This is a genomic window from Melioribacter sp. Ez-97 (genome assembly GCF_051488665.1).
Classification (GTDB): Bacteria; Bacteroidota; Ignavibacteria; order Ignavibacteriales; family Melioribacteraceae; genus Melioribacter.
The window spans coordinates 106,291-126,363 of record NZ_JBPSEG010000006.1 but is presented as its reverse complement, the minus strand read 5'-3'; the positions used below and the strand labels follow the sequence as shown (position 1 = coordinate 126,363).

Genomic DNA, 20,073 nt, shown 5'->3' with positions numbered 1-20,073 from the left:
TTATAATTCTATTTCTTCTCCGTAATTAAGTACTATCGATTTTTTACCGAGCGCTTCGACTTTCGATTTGAACTCGTACGGATCGGCTTCGATAACGGGAAAAGTATTGTAATGCATCGGAATTGCCGTTTTGGGATTTGCGAGCTCGACGGCTTTTACGGCATCGGTTATTCCCATTGTAAAATTATCGCCGATAGGAACGAGCATATAATCGAGCGGAGTCATTTCGCCTATTAATTTCATATCGTAAAACAGTCCTGTGTCGCCCGTGTGATATAAATTCTTACCGTCGATCGAAAGAACAACCCCTGCCGGCTCGCCTGCGTAATAATTGTCGGGCGTCATCGAGCCGTGATGGGCAATTGTAAATTTAACTCTGCCGAAATCGAAATTGTAACCTCCTCCTATGTGCATATTATGAGCCTTGAATCCTTCCTTTGCGCAATAATTAGCCAATTCGTTGACACAAATAAATGTTGAATCGCACTTTTTTGCAATGGTAAAAGAATCGCCCAGATGGTCTCCGTGTCCGTGAGTAAGAATAATGTAGTCAGCGGTTACTTCGTCGGCTTTTACCGGAGCCGTAGGATTGCCCGTCAAAAACGGGTCGATCAAAATCTTAATACCGCTGTTAGTCGTTATCTGAAACGCCGAATGAGAAAAATATTTTAATTTCATCTTCCCCTCCCCGTATTAATTTTTGACTTCTAATAATAACGAATTGCGGGTTTCTGACAAAATCATCCGGATTATTTTTTCCTGCGTAAAATTTTCCAGATCGAAGTGATTTTTCGTTCTTTTCCGGCTCTTAAATTGTTTATCAGGTAATTGCGCAATTCTTCACGGGAAATTCCCCTTATTAATTTGCCGTTGTCGGCTATCGATATGCTTGCCGTTTCTTCCGACACGATAACGCAAATTACGTCGGCTTGTTCAGAGATACCCAAACCCGCTCGGTGCCTCATCCCTAACGGATTGCCGTCCAGACTCGTTAAATTCGAAAGTGGCAGAGTGCACCTTGCAGCTTCAATTAAATCGTTATGAATTACGACCGCTCCGTCGTGCAGAGGCGAGCGCGGGAAAAAAATAGAACGAATCAAATTTTTAGACACTTTTGCGTTGATGATTTCGCCGGTTTCGACCACGCTTTTGATTCCCACGGTTCTTACGATTACCATTAAAGCGCCGTGTTGATGCTGTGCCAGTTCAAATGCGCTTTCGGCAATTATTTCGGCTACGTTGCTCTCGTCTGTTTTAATGAATATTTTCAATAGCGGACTTCTGCCGAGCATAACCAGAATACGGCGTATCTCGGGCTGAAACAGAATGATGAATGCAATTACCCAGATATCGGAAATCAATTTGAGTATCCAGCCAAGGGCTTTGAAATTTGCCGCCTGCGCTATAAATGAAAGAAATAATACAATGAGCAAGCCGTAAAAAATTTGCGCAGCTATTGTTCCCCTGATAGCCGAATAAAGTTGATAAAAAATGAACGACACTAATGCAATGTCGATAATGTCAACTAAGGTTACGGTAATAAATCCTACTTTGAATAACTCAATCATTTATCAATGATTCCGGATTTTCTACAAAGTTGTTGATTAGAGCGGCGTATTTTCCGAAACGAACATTATGAGTTCTGATAAAGCGCGCTCCTTTGCTTACGGCATAAGTTTCGGCTGCGAGAGTGGGAGCATCCCTTAATTCAACCGGTAAATCGAGCGATTTTCCCAAAAAAGATTTTCTGGACAACCCGATTAAAATCGGGTATCCGATTCCTTTGAATTCGTCGAGTCTGTTCAACAATTCGTAATTGTGGCGCACTTTTTTTCCGAATCCGATGCCGGGATCTATTATTAGATTTTTTAAGCCGAATTTTTCCGCATTGTTGCATGTTTCTACGAAATAATCGTAAATATCGTTGACGACATCCTTGTATTCCGGATTATTTTGCATCGATTTGGGAGTCCCTTTCATGTGCATCAGTATTGCGGCGGCGTCGTATTTTTTTATAACAGCCGGCATTTCAGGATCGAAAGCAAATGAGCTGATGTCGTTAATAATTTTGGCTCCGGCTTTCAATGCTGCTTCGGCAACTTTAGATTTTGTGGTATCGACAGAGATTAATATTTCCGGGTCGGATTTTATAATCTCTTCGATTACCGGCAATACGCGATTCATTTCTTCATCTGCCGGCACCGGCTCGGCGCCGGGTCTTGAAGATTCGCCTCCGATGTCGATTATATCGGCTCCCTCTTCAATTAATTCAAGAGCGCGTTCAACCGCTTTGTTCTTTTCATAAAATTTTCCTCCGTCCGAAAAAGAATCCGGAGTTACGTTTAATATGCCTGCAATGTATGTGCGCGACATATCAAATTCTTTTTGACCGATCCGTATTTTGTTTTTATCGTAGTTCGTCAAATTGTGCAGCAATCTTGAAAGTCTCAAACCGGTGTCTTCGTTTCCGATGGCAATAATTTCTTTGGCAAGTTCTTTGAAGAATGAGAGCGAGCCGATAGAAAGTAAATCGCAATATTCGCCTTCGGCATTCGAATTTTCAGTCAGATAACAAATCTCTTTGTTGGCGAGGATAATTTTTTTAATGCGGGCGGCTAATTTCTTTTCGACTGTGCGGAACTCGATCGCCAGCAGGTCTCTTTCGTAAAGGTCGCGGTAAATGTTGTATTTACCGCCGTACCTTTTGAAAACATACGGATAAAAAATGTCGATAAGTTGAATGATCAATAGAAAGCTCCGCTACTTTTTAATCAGATTTTTCAATTCGACTGCTGCTGTGGTTATATTGTCGCTGCAAAAAATCGTCGAACCTGCCACAAAAACATTGCATCCGGCTTTAGAAATTTTTTCGATATTGCCGTTATATATTCCGCCGTCTACTTCAATCAGGAAATTGTATTTTTTTTCTTTTCTTATTCGATCAAGCGCGGCGATTTTATCGATTGACCTTTCGATAAATTTCTGTCCTCCGAATCCCGGATTTACCGACATAACCAGAACCATATCTAGATATTCCAGAACTTCCTGCAGAGTGTCGACCGGAGTCGAGGGATTAAGCGCCACACCCGCTTTGGCTCCTTTGCTTTTTATGTATTCGATTGTTCTGTGAAGGTGCACTGCTTCTTCCTGATGAACTGTAATAAAATCGGCGCCGGCGTCGATAAATTTGTCAATTAAATTATCGGGATTTTTAACCATCAAATGAACATCCAGCGGCAAATCAGTAATTCGATTTACAGCTTCTACGACCATCGGTCCGAAAGTAAAATTAGGCACAAAATGTCCGTCCATTATATCGCAATGAATTATATCGGCATTGGCCAATTCGACATAACGAATTTGTTGCGACAGGTTTGTAAAATCAGCCGACAAAATCGACGGCGCCAGTAATTTCTTTTTAACGTTCATTATTTTCTCTCAATTTTGAATCAGAACTACGTTAACGCTGTCTCCCACGCTGATGAGACTGTTTTCCGAAGGCTGCTGATCGACGACAGTATTCGGCAAGTAATTTGACGAATGAATGTATGTCTTCAGCCCGACTCTTAATGAATTACGCTTTAATATCGCTTCGGCTTCCGACAAAGATTTCCCTATCAGTCTCGGAACCCGTACTTTGCCAATCTGTGGCCCGATGCTCACTTTAAGCTTAACTTTCGTGCCGACTGGTATAAAAGAGCCTTCGGTATATTCCTGTTCGGCAATTGTTCCGACCGGTAATTCGGACTCAACTTCGATAAGAGTATCAATCTGAAGTCCCATTCTTTCGAGTGTAATCCGCGCGTCTCTCACCGATTTGTTGATTAAAAAAGGCATCTGTACTTTCTGCAGTCCGCCGCTTACCGTCAAATAAATTTTTCTTCCTTCTTTGACTATAGTTTTAGGTTTGGGATTTTGAAATATCACGTGGTCTTTCGGGTATCGTTCGTCGTATCTCGAACGGTTTATTATCGGTTCCAATTTGCTGTTTTTAAGAATTTCCACAGCCTCGTTTTTATGAAGTCCAACAACGTCCGGAACTTTATATTCGTCCGCGCTTACAACATAAGGCATTATAATTTTGTCTATAACGAAAAATAATACAACAAATCCCAATATTATCAGGGACGATTTAATCAAGAAACTTTTCATCCAATTTTTCATATGATTTATCTATTTTAGAAACAAAAATAATAAACTTTGGATTGATTTTGTTTCCTCTTTTTGAGGATAAGGGTAAAAATTCATAAGTTTTCTTTAAACTAAGGAATAACTATGAAAAAGATAATTTTAATATTTGAAGATACTGGTTTTCGGGATTTATTACCACTTTCTTATCTAAGACCCGTTTACGAGTTGAGAACTGGCATTTTCAGTCTGCTCTCAAAAATCGAGCGCTCTTTTAAGGGAAGTGAATTTTATCTTACCTGCAGGAAGTATCTCGAAGAAAATTACCGGGAAAAAAAGAAAGATTACCGCATCAACCTTCTGCCCGAAGCCGGAGATGTTCTTATGATAAACGGACGAGTTTTGATGAACAGAGACCTCCGGTCGCAGATAGGGAAATTGCAAGCCGGTGAAGCGCTGGTATCGGATAAGAATTTTATTGCGGGAATTATCAACGCGGATAAACTTAACAAAATTTACGACGAGGATTTTCTTCCCCATTTCGACGATATTCATTTTAAAGAAAAAGAAATCGAAGCCGGGATTATTCAATATCCGTGGGATTTGATAAATTATAACGCAAAAGAAATAGAGAACGATTTCAAAACTCTGAAAAAGTATTCGGGCAACATGAAAACGGCGGTTCATCCTAAATTCAAGAAGGTGGAACTGCAACACAAAAAATCGATTCACATCGGCAAGGACGTTAAAATTGAACCGTTTGTTTTTATCGACGCTTCGGAGGGACCGGTTTACATCGACGAAAACGTTCATATAATGTCGAACAGCGTGATAAAAGGACCCGTCTATATCGGAAGAAATTCAATCATCAAAGCCAACAGTACAATCTACCACGGCGCGTCTATCGGTAAATATTCCAAAGTGGGCGGCGAAGTGGAAGATTCGATTATTCATTCTTATTCGAATAAACAGCACGGCGGCTTTCTTGGCCATTCTTATCTGGGAAGCTGGGTTAATCTGGGAGCCGGAACAAATAACAGCGACCTGAAAAATAATTACGGCAACATTACCGTAACATTGAACGGCAAAAAAATCGATACCGGACTTCGCTTCCTCGGATTAATAATGGGAGACCATTCGAAAAGCGCCATCGGTACAAAATTCAATACCGGCACAGTTTGCGGAGTAATGTGCAATGTATTCGGAAACGGATTTCCGCCGAAATTCATTCCTTCTTTTACGTGGGGCTGTATTGACGAGATGTCAGTCTTCGATATCGATAAATCGATTGAGCTTGCGCGCATTGTAACAGCGAGACGAAATGTTGAATTTACAGAAAGCGACGAGAAGTTATTGAGACAGGTTTTCGAGCTTTCGGAAAAAGAACGTAAGTATTGACGCCATGTTCAAAAATTATCTTTATCTCTTAAGAGCGGTAATCGAACTTAACGAATCGATTAGCGGTAATTCGATCCTAGAAATTTATACTCAGGAAAAAGATAAGCTTTTTATTTCCATTCCAAAATACGACTTCGAAAAGAGACATTTAATCATTTCCGCAAATTCGCAAATGCCTTATTTAATCGTGAAAGACTCTCATTCGAAAGCCAAAAAAAATTATAAAAATTTCTTCGAAGAGTTTTTGCCTTCCGGAATTAATAAAATTGAAATTGCCCAAAATGACCGGATTATAAAATTCTCATGCGACAACTTTAATTTCTATTTTTTAATCAGAGGCGCAAATACCAACATTATTCTTCAAGACCCGGAAAACAACTTCTTCCCTTTCAAGAAAACCGACGACAATAAGTTGAAAGCGACAGCCGATGAAATAATAAAGTGTGAGTTTGTTTCTTCATACGACCATATTTTGAACGATCTGCAAAGCATGAATACCAAAGAATTAAAGAGTAATTATAAATTCATCGACAGAAAAATCAAGACGGAGTTCCTGGAGAAAGGCGTCGAACTGAAATCGCTGATTACGGATATTCTGTTTAACGATATAATAGTCGCAAAGGACAAAGCGGGCGCGTCGTTGATTTTTCAGCCGTATCCGGACGAGGACGCGGAACTGATCGGTAAGTACGATTCTTATCAGGAGGCGATCAACGCATATCTGTCGAATTATTATTCGTTGTCGAAAGAGAAAGTTTTGACGGCGACTTTAAAAAAATATATTGCCAATGAATTGGAAAGATTGTCCGGGAAGCTTAATAATCTTAAGTCGAGAATAGAAAACGGTTCGAGAGAGAAAGAATATTCAAATTACGGCAACCTTCTTCTTATAAATATTTCCGCGCTTAAAAAAGGATTGGATAAAATTGATTTAAAAGATATGGAAGGCAATAGCGTAACAATAAAACTCGACCCGAAATTGTCTCCGCAAAAAAACATCGACAGATATTTCGAAAAAGCAAAATCGGAAAAAATTGAATATGAAAAATCGATTGAACTCTATGATGAACTGAAGAATAAATTTGAAAGCCTTAAGGAATTAAACGAAAAGTTCGATAAAGAACTTACGTTAGAAGAATTGAAAAACATCGAAAAACAACTCGGGATTAAAAAGAAGATGGAAATTCAAGATAAATCGAGACCGAATTTCAGACATTTTATTATCGACGGAAAGTATCATGTTTACGTAGGCAAGGATAGCAGAAACAACGACGAACTCACTCTCCGTTTTGCCAAACAAAACGATTACTGGTTTCACGCCCGTTCCGTATCGGGTTCGCATCTGGTTTTACGCACGGATAATCCGAAAGAAGCCGTACCGAAACCGGTTTTGAAAAAAGCAGCTTCGATTGCGGCGTTCTACAGCAAAGCTAAAACCGCAGGACTGGCGCCCGTCAGTTATACTTTTAAAAAGTACGTAGTAAAGAAAAAAGGGATGGTACCCGGAAAAGTCGCTTTGTTAAAAGAGGAGGTACTTCTGGTAAAACCGGAAATACCTCCCGGATGCGAAGTCGTAGATTAATGCCATTTTGGACGAATTCCCGGCGCGTACGGGAATTCAAGACTTTGATAATATTCAAGCGTCTTATCCGGCTTCTCGAATCCTTCCGGTATCGGAAGCTTAGAGAAAGTTTGAAAATATAAAACACACGCGTTACGCCACCAGACAGCCTCGTCTTCCTGAATTTTCATCAACATGCTTACGTGATCGAAACGTTCGTCGTCAATCTTGCCTTTGAGTTGTTTCCATTTATTACGCATTGACCTTACGGAATCGACACCCGCATAATAATGATTGCACAATTCTTCCCACAATGTCTTGCCCGATTTCAACTTATAATCCCAGGGTACATGATGGAACCAGAGCAAATATTTTTCCGGACATTTTTCGAGCGAATTAAAAATTTCAGATACCGGCGGATGATATTGGCTGACGGCGTTACTGCCTTTTACGGTTCGGTCGAAACCGATACCGTTGCTGTCCGCCCTGTGATAATAGACCGAAGTCCAGTCGGCGCGGGGTTTATCTTTAATCCAGGGAGCCGGTCCGTAATGATGGTCCCAGCCCATAATATGATGGAGTCCGAGCGGCGTCATATAATTAACAGTGTTCTCCCTTGATGACAGCATTATATCTTTAATCATATCAATAATATCATCGCGATTGCCGAATGTAAGACGTATCCATTCATCTGCAATTTGATCGGAAGTCAGATTATGATTCCAGGCAAGGCGTCCGAAAGCATACCAGTTCGACTGCCCGAAAAGATGTCCCGTCCAGTTACGGTCGTTGCCGATATTTGATACGCCCGCAATTCCCGTCAAAGTATGATTGTCCAAAGAACCGTCGATGACTTTTGCAACGGTTGAACCCGCTCCTTTAGCGTAAGTATCGGATTCGAGGCATTCTTTGAAAAGAGGCGCCAGATATACCAGATGCGTTCCCTGCCCTAAATATTCCTGAGTAATTTGAAATTCCATCATAAGAGGAGTTTCGGGCATCGCTCCGAAAAGCGGATGAAACGGCTCTCGAGGCTGAAAATCGATCGGTCCGTTTTTGACCTGGATTAATACATTATCCTTAAATTTTCCGTCGAACGGTTTGAATTCGTTATAAGCCTGCTTTGCCCTGTCTTCCGGGACGTTGTTATCGTAAACAAAAGCGCGCCACATAACTACGCCGCCGTACGGTTCGAGAGCTTCTGCCAACATATTCGCGCCGTCCGAATGAGACCTGCCGTAATTTTGAGGACCTGGCTGACCTTCCGAATTTGCTTTTACAAGGAATCCGCCGAAATCGGGTATCAGTCCGTAAATTTCTCCGGCTTTTTCTTTCCACCATTTTCGCACGTCGGGATTCAACGGGTCGGCAGTCGATAATTTCCCTATTTCAATCGGCGCGCTGAAACGCGCCGTTAAATATACTTTAATTCCGTATGGTCTGAATACGTTTGCCAATGCCGCAACTTTTTTGAGGTACTGTTCGGTAAGCGCCCATGAATTTGCGTTTACATTCGTCAATACCGCTCCGTTGATCCCGATCGAAGCGTTTGCCCTGGCATAGTCTTTATAACGCGGATCGATATAATCCGGAAGAAGATGCCAGTTCCAAATAGAAAAACCCGCATAGCCTCTTTCTACAGTTCTGTCCAGATTATCCCAATGATTTAAGAGTCGCAGTTTTATCAAAGGCGATTCGACAATATTCAAATTGTCGATATCGCTTTCCATTTGCAGAAGACGAATAAAGTGGAATGTTCCGTACAGTACGCCAATATCGGAGTTTGCCGTAATTAATATTATTTGTTTACCTTCCGTTTCAAGTGTGTTAATTATATATCCTTCGTCGCCAATGGTCTTTAATTTATTGCTTATTTCTTCCTGCAAATTCAACATAATATTTTTATACGTTCCCGCTAATATTACGTTTGAACGTAAATTATCGACAGCATGTATTTCGCAATCCAATAATTTATTCATTGCGAGATTCAATTCTTCTTCGGCGGCTTTGATCGTTGGCGAATTGCCTTTAAACAAATATCCTTTTATTGTCCGCCTGTATTTTTCAATTACAACGGGATTCTCAATTTTATTGTATCCGAGCCAGAGTTTGTAACCGTCTTCCGCTTGCGTAATGTTGAACGCTGCTATAAAGATAAGAATCGAGAATAGATATTTCATTTTTCATTCCTCATTTGCAATTGATTTCTTTTACGGTTTTAATAACGGCATAAAAAGCCGGTTTTGGTTTGAGTTCCCTGTCGAATAAAAGCGGATACGAAGTTCTTCCCCTAATGGGCCAGTTATTAAGCCATGAATGTCCGTCGTGAATTCCCCAAAATGTAACTCGTGTGATAGAATCGCGATATTTGAGGAACTTTCCGAATAATTCGGCGTATCTTTCCGCCAATACTGTTTGCATCGAATCAGGAAGTCCGTCCGGGTAAGGATTGTATTTTTTCTGTTGTTCAAAGCTTTTGGTTATTTCTGCGCCGGTATAATTATTCGGAGTCGGAAGAATGTTAATGTCGAGTTCGGTAATCATTATTTTCAAGCCGGTCGAAGAATATTCTTGCAAACTTTCGTCGAGTTCGTCCAAAGACGGATAGTCCAATCCCCAATGTCCTTGCAGACCGATGCCGTCGATTTTAACTCCTTTATCGAGCAAATTTCTGACTAATTTCATAATGCCGTCTCTTTTGGCTTTGTGCCAGGTATTGAAGTCGTTATAATAGAGCTCGGCTTCCGGATCGGCTTCGTGAGCATATTCGAAAGCTTTTTCGATATAATCCTCCCCAATAATTTCGAGCCATTTGCTCTTTCTCAAAGAACCGTCTTCATCGACGGCTTCGTTTACTACGTCCCATCCTTTAATTTTTCCTTTGTATCTGCCGACAACGGTATGAATATGTTCTCTTAATCTTTCGAGCAATTGTTCCCTGTCGAGATAATTACCGTTGTCGTCCTTAAAGACCCAGTCGGGAGTTTGGTTGTGCCAGACGAGCGTATGTCCAACGATAAACATGCCGTTTTTCAGACCGAATTCTATCAGTTTATCAGAAAGTTCAAAGTTATATTTCCCCGGCTCGGGATGAACTCTTTCCCATTTAAGCATATTTTCCGGCGTTATTGTATTGAATTGTTCCGCCGCCAGTTCAAGAGCTTCCGGCTCTTTACCCGCCGCCTGGAAATCGCTGATTGCGCCTCCGATTAAGAAATATTCTTTGAATGCTTCTTTTAGCGTCTGGGAATTCAATTCGGCGGGCAATGCTGTGAATAATAAAGAAAATAGAATCGAAGCTGTCAATAACTTCATTAGTCCCCCACTATATTTTTGTAAATTTGTTACGACAAGATTAAGAAAATTTTTCAAAATATTTTTAAAAAAGGTATTTGAAATACGGTTTTCGCCTGTAAGCTTTTTTTCCTATTTTTGATGTAATTTAATACGGGACGTAAATTGACCGATAAATCGATAAAAAAAATACTTATTATAAAATTACGCGGTATCGGAGACGTTGTTCTTTCAACAGTCGTGCTCGACAGTCTGTTGAATTTTTTCCCTGAAGCTAAAATCGATTATCTGACGGATAAGCCTTCGGTCAGCTGGTTGAAAGGGCTTCCTCAGGTTAATTCAGTTTTGATTTATCCCAGGTCGGGGATTTTTAAGAAGCTGGCGTTGATTGCAGAAATACGCAAAAGAAATTACGATATTGTGTTCGATTTCTATTCGAATCCCTCGACAGCTCAAATCACATTTTTAAGCGGCGCAAAATACAGAATCGGTTTTCCGTACAGAGGAAGAAAATACGGATACAATCTGTACGGACCGCATGAAAGGGGTAAATTCCACGCAGCCGAATTACATCTCGAAACGCTCAAAGCGGTCGGTATACCCGTTAATGATCATTCCGCGCTCCATTTTCATTTCGGTAAGGAAGACGAACGATTTGCCGAAGAATTTTTGGAACGAAATAATCTGAAAGATAAAATAATCGCAGGCATATCGCCTACCGGAGGATGGCAGTCGAAAAGATGTCCGCCCGAAAAATTGGCGGAACTTTCCAAAGCTCTTAACAAAAGATATAACATTCCGCTGTTGATTTTATGGGGACCTTCGGAATACGAAGACGCAATAAGGATTAAAAAAACCGTAGGAGACGATGCGTATCTGGCTCCTCCTACTACAATTGAACAGATGGCTGCATTGATGAAAAAGTGCGCTTTTATTGTGGCTAACGACAGCGGACCGATGCATATCTCCACAGCAATCGATACGCCGGTACTCTCGCTTCACGGTCCTACGAATCCTTTGCATCAGGGACCGTATGGGAACAGGCACGAATATCTGATTCTTAACGATCTCGATTGCATTATGTGTAATCTGCTCGAGTGTCCTAAAAATCAGGAATGCTTCAGAGAAATTCCGGAGAATTTGTTCCTGACCAAAATTGACATCCTGATTAACAAAAACAGCATACGGATATAATTTGAAGAAGATCGAAATTTTCTTGAGGAAATTCCTTCTCAATATTTTTTTGCTTCTCAAACGCAAAGAAAATTCTGTTCCCATACCCGAATTGAACGAGAAGTCGAAAATTGTAATTATCAGATTGAACAGAATCGGCGACGCGCTTACATCAACGCCTATTATCGGGCTTCTTAAAAAACATTTTAATTGCAATGTCTCGGTTGTATGCTCAAAATCGAATCATTTTATATTCCGTCAAAAAGGGTTTGTAGACAACCTGATAGTCTACGATAAAAAGCAAAATAATTTGACTGGAATTATCCGGAAGATTTCGGCTCTCAATCCCGACATACTGATTGACCTTCACGACGACGTATCTTTTACAGTCAGTATGATGGTAGCTTTTTCGTCGGCAAAATGCAAAATGGGATTTGATAAAAAGAATAATAAACTTTTCAATGCGCGGATATCCAGACCCGATTCGAGAATTCATCATATAGTCGATCGCAACCTTGCGTTTGCAAAAGCTCTCGGAATCAATTACAAAAAAGACGAAGTTAATATTATCTACAAACCGGATGATTATTCCGATAAGCTTGTAGACAATTTTATAAACGAGCGGGGACTCAAAGATAAATTTCTGGTCGGAATTAACATTTCAGCCGGAAGCGAAGCAAGATTTTGGGGTGTTGAACGTTACCAAAAACTAATCGATTTTATGAGTAATAATTACGATGTCAATATAGTTCTGCTGACCGACAAAAAAGATTTGACAAAAGCTGAGGAAATATCTAACGGTAAAATCATTATTTTTCAGGACGACAAATTCGACGTCTTCGCAGCGATGATAGGCAAGCTCGATTTTTTGATAACGCCCGATACGTCGATTGTGCACATTGCTTCGGCGTTTGAAATTCCCCTCTTCGGACTTTATGTTAAATACAAAACGGAAGATATTATTTGGTATCCTTACAAGTCCGAATATGAAGTCGTGATTACGGAAAATTCTGATTTAAGTTCGGTTGAATACGAAACTGTCCTAAACAAATTAAAACCTTTTTTTGAGAGAATTTATTATGAAAAAAATACCTGATTGCAAAAACTTTACCGGATATAAGCCGTGTTTCCCGTATCACAATTGCCTTGAGAAAGGTTGCAAGGAAGAACGGAAGTTCGGGAAAAAAATTTTGATAATTAATCTCGACGCCATGGGCGATGTTTTAATGACCACGGCGCAGTTGCCGGCAATTAAAAGGAAGTATCCCGTTTCGACTATTTACTGGATTACATTGAAAAACGCCGTGAAAATACTCGACAACAATCCATATATCGACCGCGTATTTCCGTTCGACTTCGAAAGCATTTTAATACTCAGCGAAATGGAATTCGATATAATAATGAATGTGGATAAGTCGATGCGCTCGGGAGCTCTTGCAATGCGGCTCAATGCGAAGGAAAAGCTCGGATTCGGTATAAACGGCAGCGGTCAAATCATTCCGTTAAACAAAGGCGCTGAATATAATTATATGCTCGGTCTGGACGATAATCTCAAGTTCAAAATCAATCAAAGAACAGGACAGGAATATCTGGCTGAAACATTCGACCTCGATTATCAACGCGACGAATATGTTTTCAATTTTAGCGAAGATGAATTGAAATTCATAGAAAATTATAAAAACGAAATCGGCATAAAACCGGACGACGAAGTTATCGGTTTTAATACGGGTTGTTCCCTCCTCTTTCCGAATAAAAAAATGACAATCGAACAGCATATTTTATTGATTGAAAAATTTTTGTCGTTCGGCAGATTTAAGATTATGCTTCTTGGCGGACCTGAAGATACGGAACGAAATAATACAATCGCGGAGTATTTCAAAGGAAAGGTTATCAATACTCCTACTACCGAAGGCTTGCGTCGGGGAGCGTGTTACGAAAGCATTCCGCAAGTTATAATCACCGGCGATTCATTCGGAATGCATCTGGCAATAGCGCTCAAAAAATATGTTATAGCCTGGTTCGGATTGAGCTGCTGGACGGAAATCGATCTCTATGACAGAGGCGTAAAACTTTATCCGGAAGGACTTTTTTGCGCTCCTTGCTGGAAAAAAGAATGTCCCTATAATCTCGAATGCATTCAAATGATTGACCTGGAAAGAATTGTAAAAGAAACAATCGCTTACTTCGACGGGAAAAAATGAAACGGCTCGACCTGCTCGACATACGCGATGAAAAAGTAATTTTAATTCTCGACGGCGCAATGGGAAGCTTGCTGCAGCAATACGGAGCTGCAAACGATAAATATTTATGGTCTTCAATCGCAAATCTGAGAAATCCCGGCATAGTAAAAAAAATACACAGGGAATATATCGACGCCGGAGCGGATATAATTACGACAAATACATTCAGGACTAATCCCGCCGCAGTGAAGATGTCGGGGAAATCGCTTTCCATCGAAGAATTTGTTAAGAAGAGCGTAAACCTGGCTATCGAAGCGCGAGAAGAAAGAAAAATCGTAATTGCCGGATCAAACGCTCCCGCCGAAGATTGCTACCAAAAGGAACGTACTTTGTCGAAATCCGAACTGGAATACAATCATAAAAAACATATCGAACTGTTATGGGAAAGCGGCGCAGATATTATCTGGAACGAAACTCAAAGCCATCTCGACGAAATTGAAATTATTTGCGGTTTCTGTAACAGTCAAAAACTGCCGTATGTAATAAACCTGTTCTTTGACGGGAAAATGAATTTGCTAAGCGGCGAGAGCCTGTCCGATGCCGTCGAACTTGTTGCTTCTTTCGATCCGATTGCAGTCGGTTTCAACTGTATTAAACCAAAAAATTTTCTAAATAAAGTAAAACCGGAATCGCTGGTTAACGAGTGGGGATTTTATTTGAACTGCGGCAGCGGCGATTATACGGACGAATCGATATCCTGCGGTATTAATCCCGACCATTATATAGATTTAATCAAACCTCTGCTCGAGAAGAAACCGTTATACGCAGGCTCCTGTTGCGGTTCGACTCCCGCCCACACTAAAGCAATCAAGGAATACATAGATGAAGTATATCGAAATTAAAGCCCCTGCAAAAATAAATATCGGTCTGAGAATTCTTTCTAAAAGAAATGACGGCTATCACAATTTGCATACTCTTTTTTATCCAGTTAATGATCTCTATGATAAAATTACTATCGAACGTCAGGAGGAATTCGAATTTTATACCGATAAGGAAGAAATAAATAACGAAGATAATTTAATAGTAAGAGCCGTCGAATTGATAGGCGATTACTCGAAAAAAAAGATCGGAGCCAAGATTGTATTAAAGAAAAAAATACCGATGGGAGCCGGACTCGGCGGCGGCAGCTCGGACGCAGCGGCTGTTTTAATTTCTCTGAATGAAATGTTTTCGCTAAACCTCAGTTATAACGAGCTGATTGAACTTGCGCTTAGATTGGGTTCGGATGTTCCGTTTTTCATTAAAGCCAAACCTGCAATCGGCTATTCGAGAGGCGAAGCGCTGAATCATATTGATTTCGAAATCGATAATCCGATTTTAATAATCAATCCCGGTATTCATATTTCGACAAAAGAAGCTTTCGAAAATATTGCGCCTGTCAACAAGGAACTCGACTACGGCAATGTAATTATCAAGGGTAAACCGGACTATGACGCTATGAAAAGTCTTGTCAACGATTTTGAAGATTACGTATTCGCGCTTTATCCGGAAATAAAAGAATTAAAGGAAAAATTTTATAAACACGGCGCTCTGTTTGCTCAAATGTCCGGTAGCGGTTCTACTGTTTACGGTATATTAAAAAGTCAAAACGACGCTCAAAAAATCATTCGAGATATTCCCCCGGATTACTTTTATCATTTAAGTAATTGTCCGGACTGACCTGAAAGATATCGTAAGACTTCGGCCGGAAATTATATTCGAGCGATACTTTGAAGCATGTACCCGGCGTAGCTCCCGCCAGCCTTGAAGGGCTTTCGGCGGTTATAGTTCCTCCGAGGCGTTCTATAATTTCCTTTACCAGTGCGAGTCCCAATCCGCTGCCCTCGTGTTCGCTCCTTTTAACGTTCGAAGCTCTGTAGAACTGTTTGAATATATTCGGCAGGTCTTCTTTCGGAATTCCAATGCCGTTGTCGCATATTTCGATCGATAGCTTATTCTCATTTTCACGGAGCGCTATTTCGATAACCCCGCCTTTATCTACGTATTTGATTGAATTTGCAATCAGGTTGGAAAACGCCAGCTCCAAAAGAGTAATATCCGATTTAATTATTTTCTTTTCCTTTCTCAAATCTTTTATTCGCAATTCAATCGATTTGGCTTTGATGGTATCGTCCATTTTGTTGATTAAACCGGAAATCAATTCCAATATATCGATTTCCTCCGCAGATCTGATGTCGAGGAGTTTTAAGCGGGATAACCGCAAAATATTATTGAGCAGTTGTAACGTCTCGCCTGTTCTTATTTGGGCTCTTTTAAGTTTATCTCTTATTTCCGGATTGATATCGCCGAGGAAGTTGTTCAATATAAGATCGATAATTGATTTGATTGCCGTTACGGGAGTTTTGACTTCGTGAATTATGCCGATTGTATACCTTTGTTTTGCTTTCTCGGCTTCGTCGAGGCGCTGTAAAGTTTCGCGCAATTGCTGCTCTCTTTTATAGAGCTGCCTCACGATATTATTTGCAAGATAAACGCTAATAAAAATCATCGCGGCGAAAGTTATTAAGCTCAGAATATCGTAAGCCATTGTATGAGGGATCCTGGCGTCGTATAATCCGCTGATTAGGTGTGTTTCTACGATACCAAAATTTTGCATTAAAGTTAAAGCCGACAAAACGAAACAAACTACGCAGGCAATTATATACACGACATAAGCCGGAAGTATAAGACTGCCGATAATCATATGAAATATGAAAAAAATATAAAGCGGCGATTCGATAATACCGGTGTAATAAACAAGTATCATCAATGCTGTCAGGTCAAGAATCATTTGTATCAAAGAAAGATGAAGACTATTGAAACGCGAAATGTCGCACGTTGTGTATTTACGGAGTTTATACAAGATAAAATTGTAAGAAAGAATCGAAAACGTAATAATCGATATGGAAATTTTCTGGAGATTACTGAATTGAAAATTCAGCAAAAATTCGCCCGCCGTCAAAAACAGCAGCAGTGAAACTACGGCAAAATAACGGAGCCTGATAAACCATAAATTACGGATTCGTATTGCTCTCCAGAACTCGCCGTAATTCTTAGCCCATTCCGGTATAAGAGCTTTCATTTTATATTAAATATTGGCGACATCAAAGTCGTTATTAAAATATTGAATTATCCGGAAAATCAAAAGAAATAAAAAGCCCGTCCTATCAAAAGGACGGGCGTATTATATTATGCGATATATCTTCCCCGTTTTACATAATGAGTATGGAGGAGTTTATGCGATAAATGCCCGCAAGGTCCTTCGGTCAGAAATTCCTTGTAAATCCTAATAACATTCGGATTCTCGTGCGACTTTCTGATCTCGAGGGATTCGTCTTCGGCATAAATAGCTTCTGCTCTTTTCTTGCGTATTTCAGGGGTCGTCGGAATCGGTTGACCTCCGCCTCCGAGGCATCCTCCGGGGCATGCCATGAATTCGATAAAGTGGCATTCGGAGAATTTACCGCCGGCTTTAATGTCTTCCATAATTTTCTTCGCATTTGCAGTGCCGTGAGCCACCGCCACTTTCAATGTCGCGCCTTTAAGCCAGTTCCAATCAGGTATCAAATGTTTTATCAAAGCGGGCACTTCTCCCACTTTGTCGCCGATCGGAATTTCCATATACTTAATGCCTTCAAATCCGCGCAGAGGAATAATGTTGGCTCTTTCGAAAATATCTTCGGTTTTGTTTCCCGTTACGAATTCTACAACGGATCTTAAAGCCGCTTCCATTACGCCGCCGGTAGCGCCGAAAATAAGACCTGCGCCAGAAGCTTCGCCGAAAGGCGAATCGAAATCGCTCTTTGGCATTTCGGGCAAGTTAATACCGGCTTCTTTAATCATACGAGCCATTTCACGAGTCGTCAAACCGTAGTCGACGTCTTTATATCCGCTTGAATTCATTTCCGGTCGATTGCATTCGAACTTCTTTGCAGAGCACGGCATTAAGGCAACCGAAACTATGTTTGCAGGGTCGATTCCTGCCTGCTGCGCATAAAATGTTTTAATCAACGCTCCGAACATCTGCTGCGGCGACTTAGCCGAACTCAGGTTATCGAGATATTCCGGATAATAATGCTCGATGAATTTAACCCAACCTGGCGAGCAGGAGGTAAATTGAGGAAGCGCTGTTTTTTCTTTTTTAACCAATGCATTATAAAGTCTTAGAATCAGTTCCGTGCCTTCTTCGATGATCGTAAGGTCGGCGGTAAAGTTGGTATCGAATACTTTATCGAAACCGATACGGCGTAATGCCGTGTTCAATTCCCTTGTCATCGACGTGCCTGCCGGGAGTCCGAACTCTTCGCCGATAGCGGCGCGCGGAGAAGGCGCCGTCTGAATGACTACGTGTTTTGTCGGATCGTCGATGGCTTCCCAGATTGCATCCGACGGATCGTTAGCGCGCAACGCCGCCGTGGGACATCGGTTGATGCATTGTCCGCAATTGATACAAATTACGTCCGCAAGCGGTTTTTCGAGGAACGTTCCGATATGGGTTTTATCGCCGCGATCGATTGCTTCCAAAACGCCGACTTCCTGTAAATCGATACAAGTGCGAACGCATCTTTTGCAAAGGATGCATTTGCTCATGTCCCTCACGACCGAATAAGAAGAATTGTCGATTTCGTAACGGGGCTTGTCGATATGTCCGAAGTTATAAGTATCGACGCCGTATTCCCTTGCTAAATTCTGCAATTCGCAATTGCCGTTGCGAAAACACGAATAACACTCGCCGTAGTGCTCGCTCAGCAGCAAGTCGATTATATGACGTCGCGCTTTGCGAACCATTGGCGAAGATGTTTTGATTTTTATGGGGGTGGTAATCGGAAAAGAACAGGAAGCCTGTAATGTGCGCATGCCTTCAACTTCAACAACGCATATACGGCAAACTCCCGCTATGCATAAATCTTCGTGGTGGCAGAGCGTTGGAATCGATATTCCCACTTTTTTGCAGGCATCGAGAATTGTAGTGCCTAACGGAACGGAAATTTTCTTTTCGTTAATTTCAACTGTTACCGTGCCGCCTATGCCGGAAGTGTCTTCGGGAATCGGCACGTTGTGAGGAACCTGACTGACGGGCGCTCTTAAATCTCCTTTATTTTCCATTTCGACCTCCGTTTCCGTTAAAGATTTCTTCTTTGAAATTTTCCAGTATCGATATGAATGCGTTAGGACTCGATTGACCGAGACCGCATTTAGAAGCCACTTTCATTGTTTGTCCTAATTCTTTTAATTTATTGACATAGCTAAAAGTATATTCGCCTTTTTCTATCATTTCGATACCTTCCAACAATTTCGTATTGCCGATACGACAGGGCGTGCACTGACCGCACGATTCTTCGACGAAGAATTCCATAAAGTTTTTCAATACATGCAGCATATTTCTCCCTTCGCCGAATATCATAATCGACCCGCCCGTTGCCGCGTCTTCATATGCGAGGCTGCGGTCGAATTGCGATTTTGGTATGCAAATTCCCGAAGCTCCGCCTACCTGAACGGCTTTTGCATCCTTTGCTCCTACAATTTCCAGCAATTCATTGATTGTCGTTCCCCATTGAAGTTCGTAAACTCCGGGGCGTTCGCAGTCTCCCGAAACCGAAAAGAGTTTCGAACCGGTTGATTTGTCTGTTCCGTATTTCTTAAACCATTCTCCTCCTTTCAGAACAATATGGGGTACGGATGCAAGAGTTTCTACGTTATTTACGACCGTCGGTTTGCCCATGTAACCCGTGTTAACCGGATAAGGCGGGCGGTTTCTGGCTTCGCCCCGGTTGCCTTCGAGCGACTCTATCAACGCAGTTTCTTCGCCGCAAACATAGGCTCCCGATCCGAGACGAATAGTGATATCGAAATCGAAACCTTTTTTGCCGGCAATATTTTTGCCGAGCAAATTATCTTTTCTCATAGCCTCCAGATAATCGTTTAAAGACTTTAACATATATTCGTACTCCCCGCGCAGATAAACAATGCCTTCCGAAGCGCCGATCGTATAACCTGCAATAACCATCCCGTCAAATACTAACTCGGGATATTCGAGCAAAAGGACTCTGTCTTTGAAAGTGCCGGGTTCGCCTTCGTCGGCATTGCAGATGATATATTTTTTATCCGATTTAGCCGCAGCCACCATATTCCATTTGGTAGCCGTCGGGAATCCCGCTCCGCCCCTGCCTTTTAGTTTCGATTCTCTGAGTTCGAATAGAATGTCTTCGCGCGATTTTTCGAGCGCTTTTTTAATTGCCTCTCCCCTTTTGTACTCGGAAAAGAGTACGATGCCTTTTCTTTCTTTTTTCTCCATAGCTC

At 41.2% G+C, this 20,073-nt stretch carries 17 protein-coding genes; 7 read left to right on the top strand and 10 right to left on the bottom strand.

The genetic code is table 11. From position 1 onward, the window contains the following. From ACSSWA_RS08930 to ACSSWA_RS08910, 5 genes are all read right to left on the bottom strand, one after another. The gene (locus ACSSWA_RS08930) at positions 1–678 is read right to left on the bottom strand and encodes a metal-dependent hydrolase (RefSeq protein ID WP_437356221.1); all 678 of its coding nucleotides are present in this window, start codon (positions 676–678) and stop codon (positions 1–3) included. Between the two features lie 71 nt (positions 679–749). Then, a complete protein-coding gene (gene cdaA, locus ACSSWA_RS08925; protein WP_437356220.1) occupies positions 750–1,568 on the bottom strand; it encodes a diadenylate cyclase CdaA in 819 nt (272 codons plus the stop codon). Beyond that, complete coding sequence (gene folP, locus ACSSWA_RS08920; RefSeq protein ID WP_437356219.1) at positions 1,561–2,748, bottom strand: dihydropteroate synthase; 1,188 nt, start codon at positions 2,746–2,748, stop codon at positions 1,561–1,563. Before folP ends, cdaA begins: the two co-directional genes overlap by 8 nt. Before the next feature lie 12 nt (positions 2,749–2,760). Beyond that, positions 2,761–3,429 carry a ribulose-phosphate 3-epimerase gene (gene rpe / locus ACSSWA_RS08915; protein ID WP_437356218.1) on the bottom strand — a complete coding sequence of 223 codons (669 nt, stop codon included), beginning with the start codon at positions 3,427–3,429 and terminating at the stop codon, positions 2,761–2,763. Positions 3,430–3,438: 9 nt separating this feature from the next. Then, positions 3,439–4,152 (bottom strand): PASTA domain-containing protein, encoded by a 714-nt coding sequence (locus ACSSWA_RS08910; protein WP_437356217.1) that lies wholly within the window; start codon positions 4,150–4,152, stop codon positions 3,439–3,441. A 123-nt stretch (positions 4,153–4,275) separates the two neighbouring features. Here ACSSWA_RS08910 and ACSSWA_RS08905 point away from each other — a divergent pair, with 123 nt between their 5' ends. Further along, positions 4,276–5,526, top strand: coding sequence for a GlmU family protein (locus tag ACSSWA_RS08905; RefSeq protein ID WP_437356216.1), 1,251 nt, complete (start codon positions 4,276–4,278; stop codon positions 5,524–5,526). Between the two features lie 4 nt (positions 5,527–5,530). Then, on the top strand, positions 5,531–7,108 hold the full coding sequence (locus ACSSWA_RS08900; protein ID WP_437356215.1) for an NFACT RNA binding domain-containing protein: 1,578 nt from the start codon (positions 5,531–5,533) through the stop codon (positions 7,106–7,108). Here the strand turns inward: ACSSWA_RS08900 and ACSSWA_RS08895 are convergent. Together ACSSWA_RS08895 and ACSSWA_RS08890 are read right to left on the bottom strand one after the other, a co-directional pair. Further along, a complete protein-coding gene (locus ACSSWA_RS08895; RefSeq protein ID WP_437356214.1) occupies positions 7,105–9,267 on the bottom strand; it encodes an alpha-glucuronidase family glycosyl hydrolase in 2,163 nt (720 codons plus the stop codon). The two genes, ACSSWA_RS08900 and ACSSWA_RS08895, sit on opposite strands and share 4 nt — an antisense overlap. Before the next feature lie 10 nt (positions 9,268–9,277). Next, complete coding sequence (locus ACSSWA_RS08890; protein ID WP_437356213.1) at positions 9,278–10,402, bottom strand: endo-1,4-beta-xylanase; 1,125 nt, start codon at positions 10,400–10,402, stop codon at positions 9,278–9,280. A gap of 144 nt (positions 10,403–10,546) precedes the next feature. Here ACSSWA_RS08890 and ACSSWA_RS08885 point away from each other — a divergent pair, with 144 nt between their 5' ends. From ACSSWA_RS08885 to ispE, 5 genes are read left to right on the top strand one after another with little or no spacing between them, the layout of a single operon-like run. After that, positions 10,547–11,575, top strand: a complete 1,029-nt coding sequence (locus ACSSWA_RS08885; protein WP_437356212.1) for a glycosyltransferase family 9 protein — start codon at positions 10,547–10,549, stop codon at positions 11,573–11,575. A 1-nt stretch (position 11,576) separates the two neighbouring features. Continuing rightward, on the top strand, positions 11,577–12,650 hold the full coding sequence (locus ACSSWA_RS08880) for a glycosyltransferase family 9 protein (protein WP_437356211.1): 1,074 nt from the start codon (positions 11,577–11,579) through the stop codon (positions 12,648–12,650). Beyond that, the gene (locus ACSSWA_RS08875; RefSeq protein WP_437356210.1) at positions 12,634–13,755 is read left to right on the top strand and encodes a glycosyltransferase family 9 protein; all 1,122 of its coding nucleotides are present in this window, start codon (positions 12,634–12,636) and stop codon (positions 13,753–13,755) included. The genes ACSSWA_RS08880 and ACSSWA_RS08875 overlap by 17 nt, the downstream gene beginning before the upstream one ends. Then, positions 13,752–14,636 (top strand): homocysteine S-methyltransferase family protein, encoded by an 885-nt coding sequence (locus tag ACSSWA_RS08870; protein WP_437356209.1) that lies wholly within the window; start codon positions 13,752–13,754, stop codon positions 14,634–14,636. The genes ACSSWA_RS08875 and ACSSWA_RS08870 overlap by 4 nt, the downstream gene beginning before the upstream one ends. Then, complete coding sequence (ispE, locus tag ACSSWA_RS08865; protein WP_437356208.1) at positions 14,617–15,453, top strand: 4-(cytidine 5'-diphospho)-2-C-methyl-D-erythritol kinase; 837 nt, start codon at positions 14,617–14,619, stop codon at positions 15,451–15,453. Before ACSSWA_RS08870 ends, ispE begins: the two co-directional genes overlap by 20 nt. On the opposite strand, the gene ACSSWA_RS08860 is transcribed toward ispE, so the two are convergent. The 3 genes from ACSSWA_RS08860 to ACSSWA_RS08850 form a co-directional block, all read right to left on the bottom strand. After that, the gene (locus ACSSWA_RS08860; RefSeq protein ID WP_437356207.1) at positions 15,398–16,855 is read right to left on the bottom strand and encodes a sensor histidine kinase; all 1,458 of its coding nucleotides are present in this window, start codon (positions 16,853–16,855) and stop codon (positions 15,398–15,400) included. The two genes, ispE and ACSSWA_RS08860, sit on opposite strands and share 56 nt — an antisense overlap. A gap of 107 nt (positions 16,856–16,962) precedes the next feature. After that, positions 16,963–18,879, bottom strand: coding sequence for an NADH-dependent [FeFe] hydrogenase, group A6 (locus tag ACSSWA_RS08855; protein ID WP_437356206.1), 1,917 nt, complete (start codon positions 18,877–18,879; stop codon positions 16,963–16,965). Beyond that, positions 18,869–20,068: a complex I 51 kDa subunit family protein gene (locus ACSSWA_RS08850; protein ID WP_437356205.1), complete on the bottom strand. Its 1,200-nt coding sequence runs from the start codon at positions 20,066–20,068 to the stop codon at positions 18,869–18,871. Before ACSSWA_RS08850 ends, ACSSWA_RS08855 begins: the two co-directional genes overlap by 11 nt. Positions 20,069–20,073 lie beyond the last annotated feature (5 nt).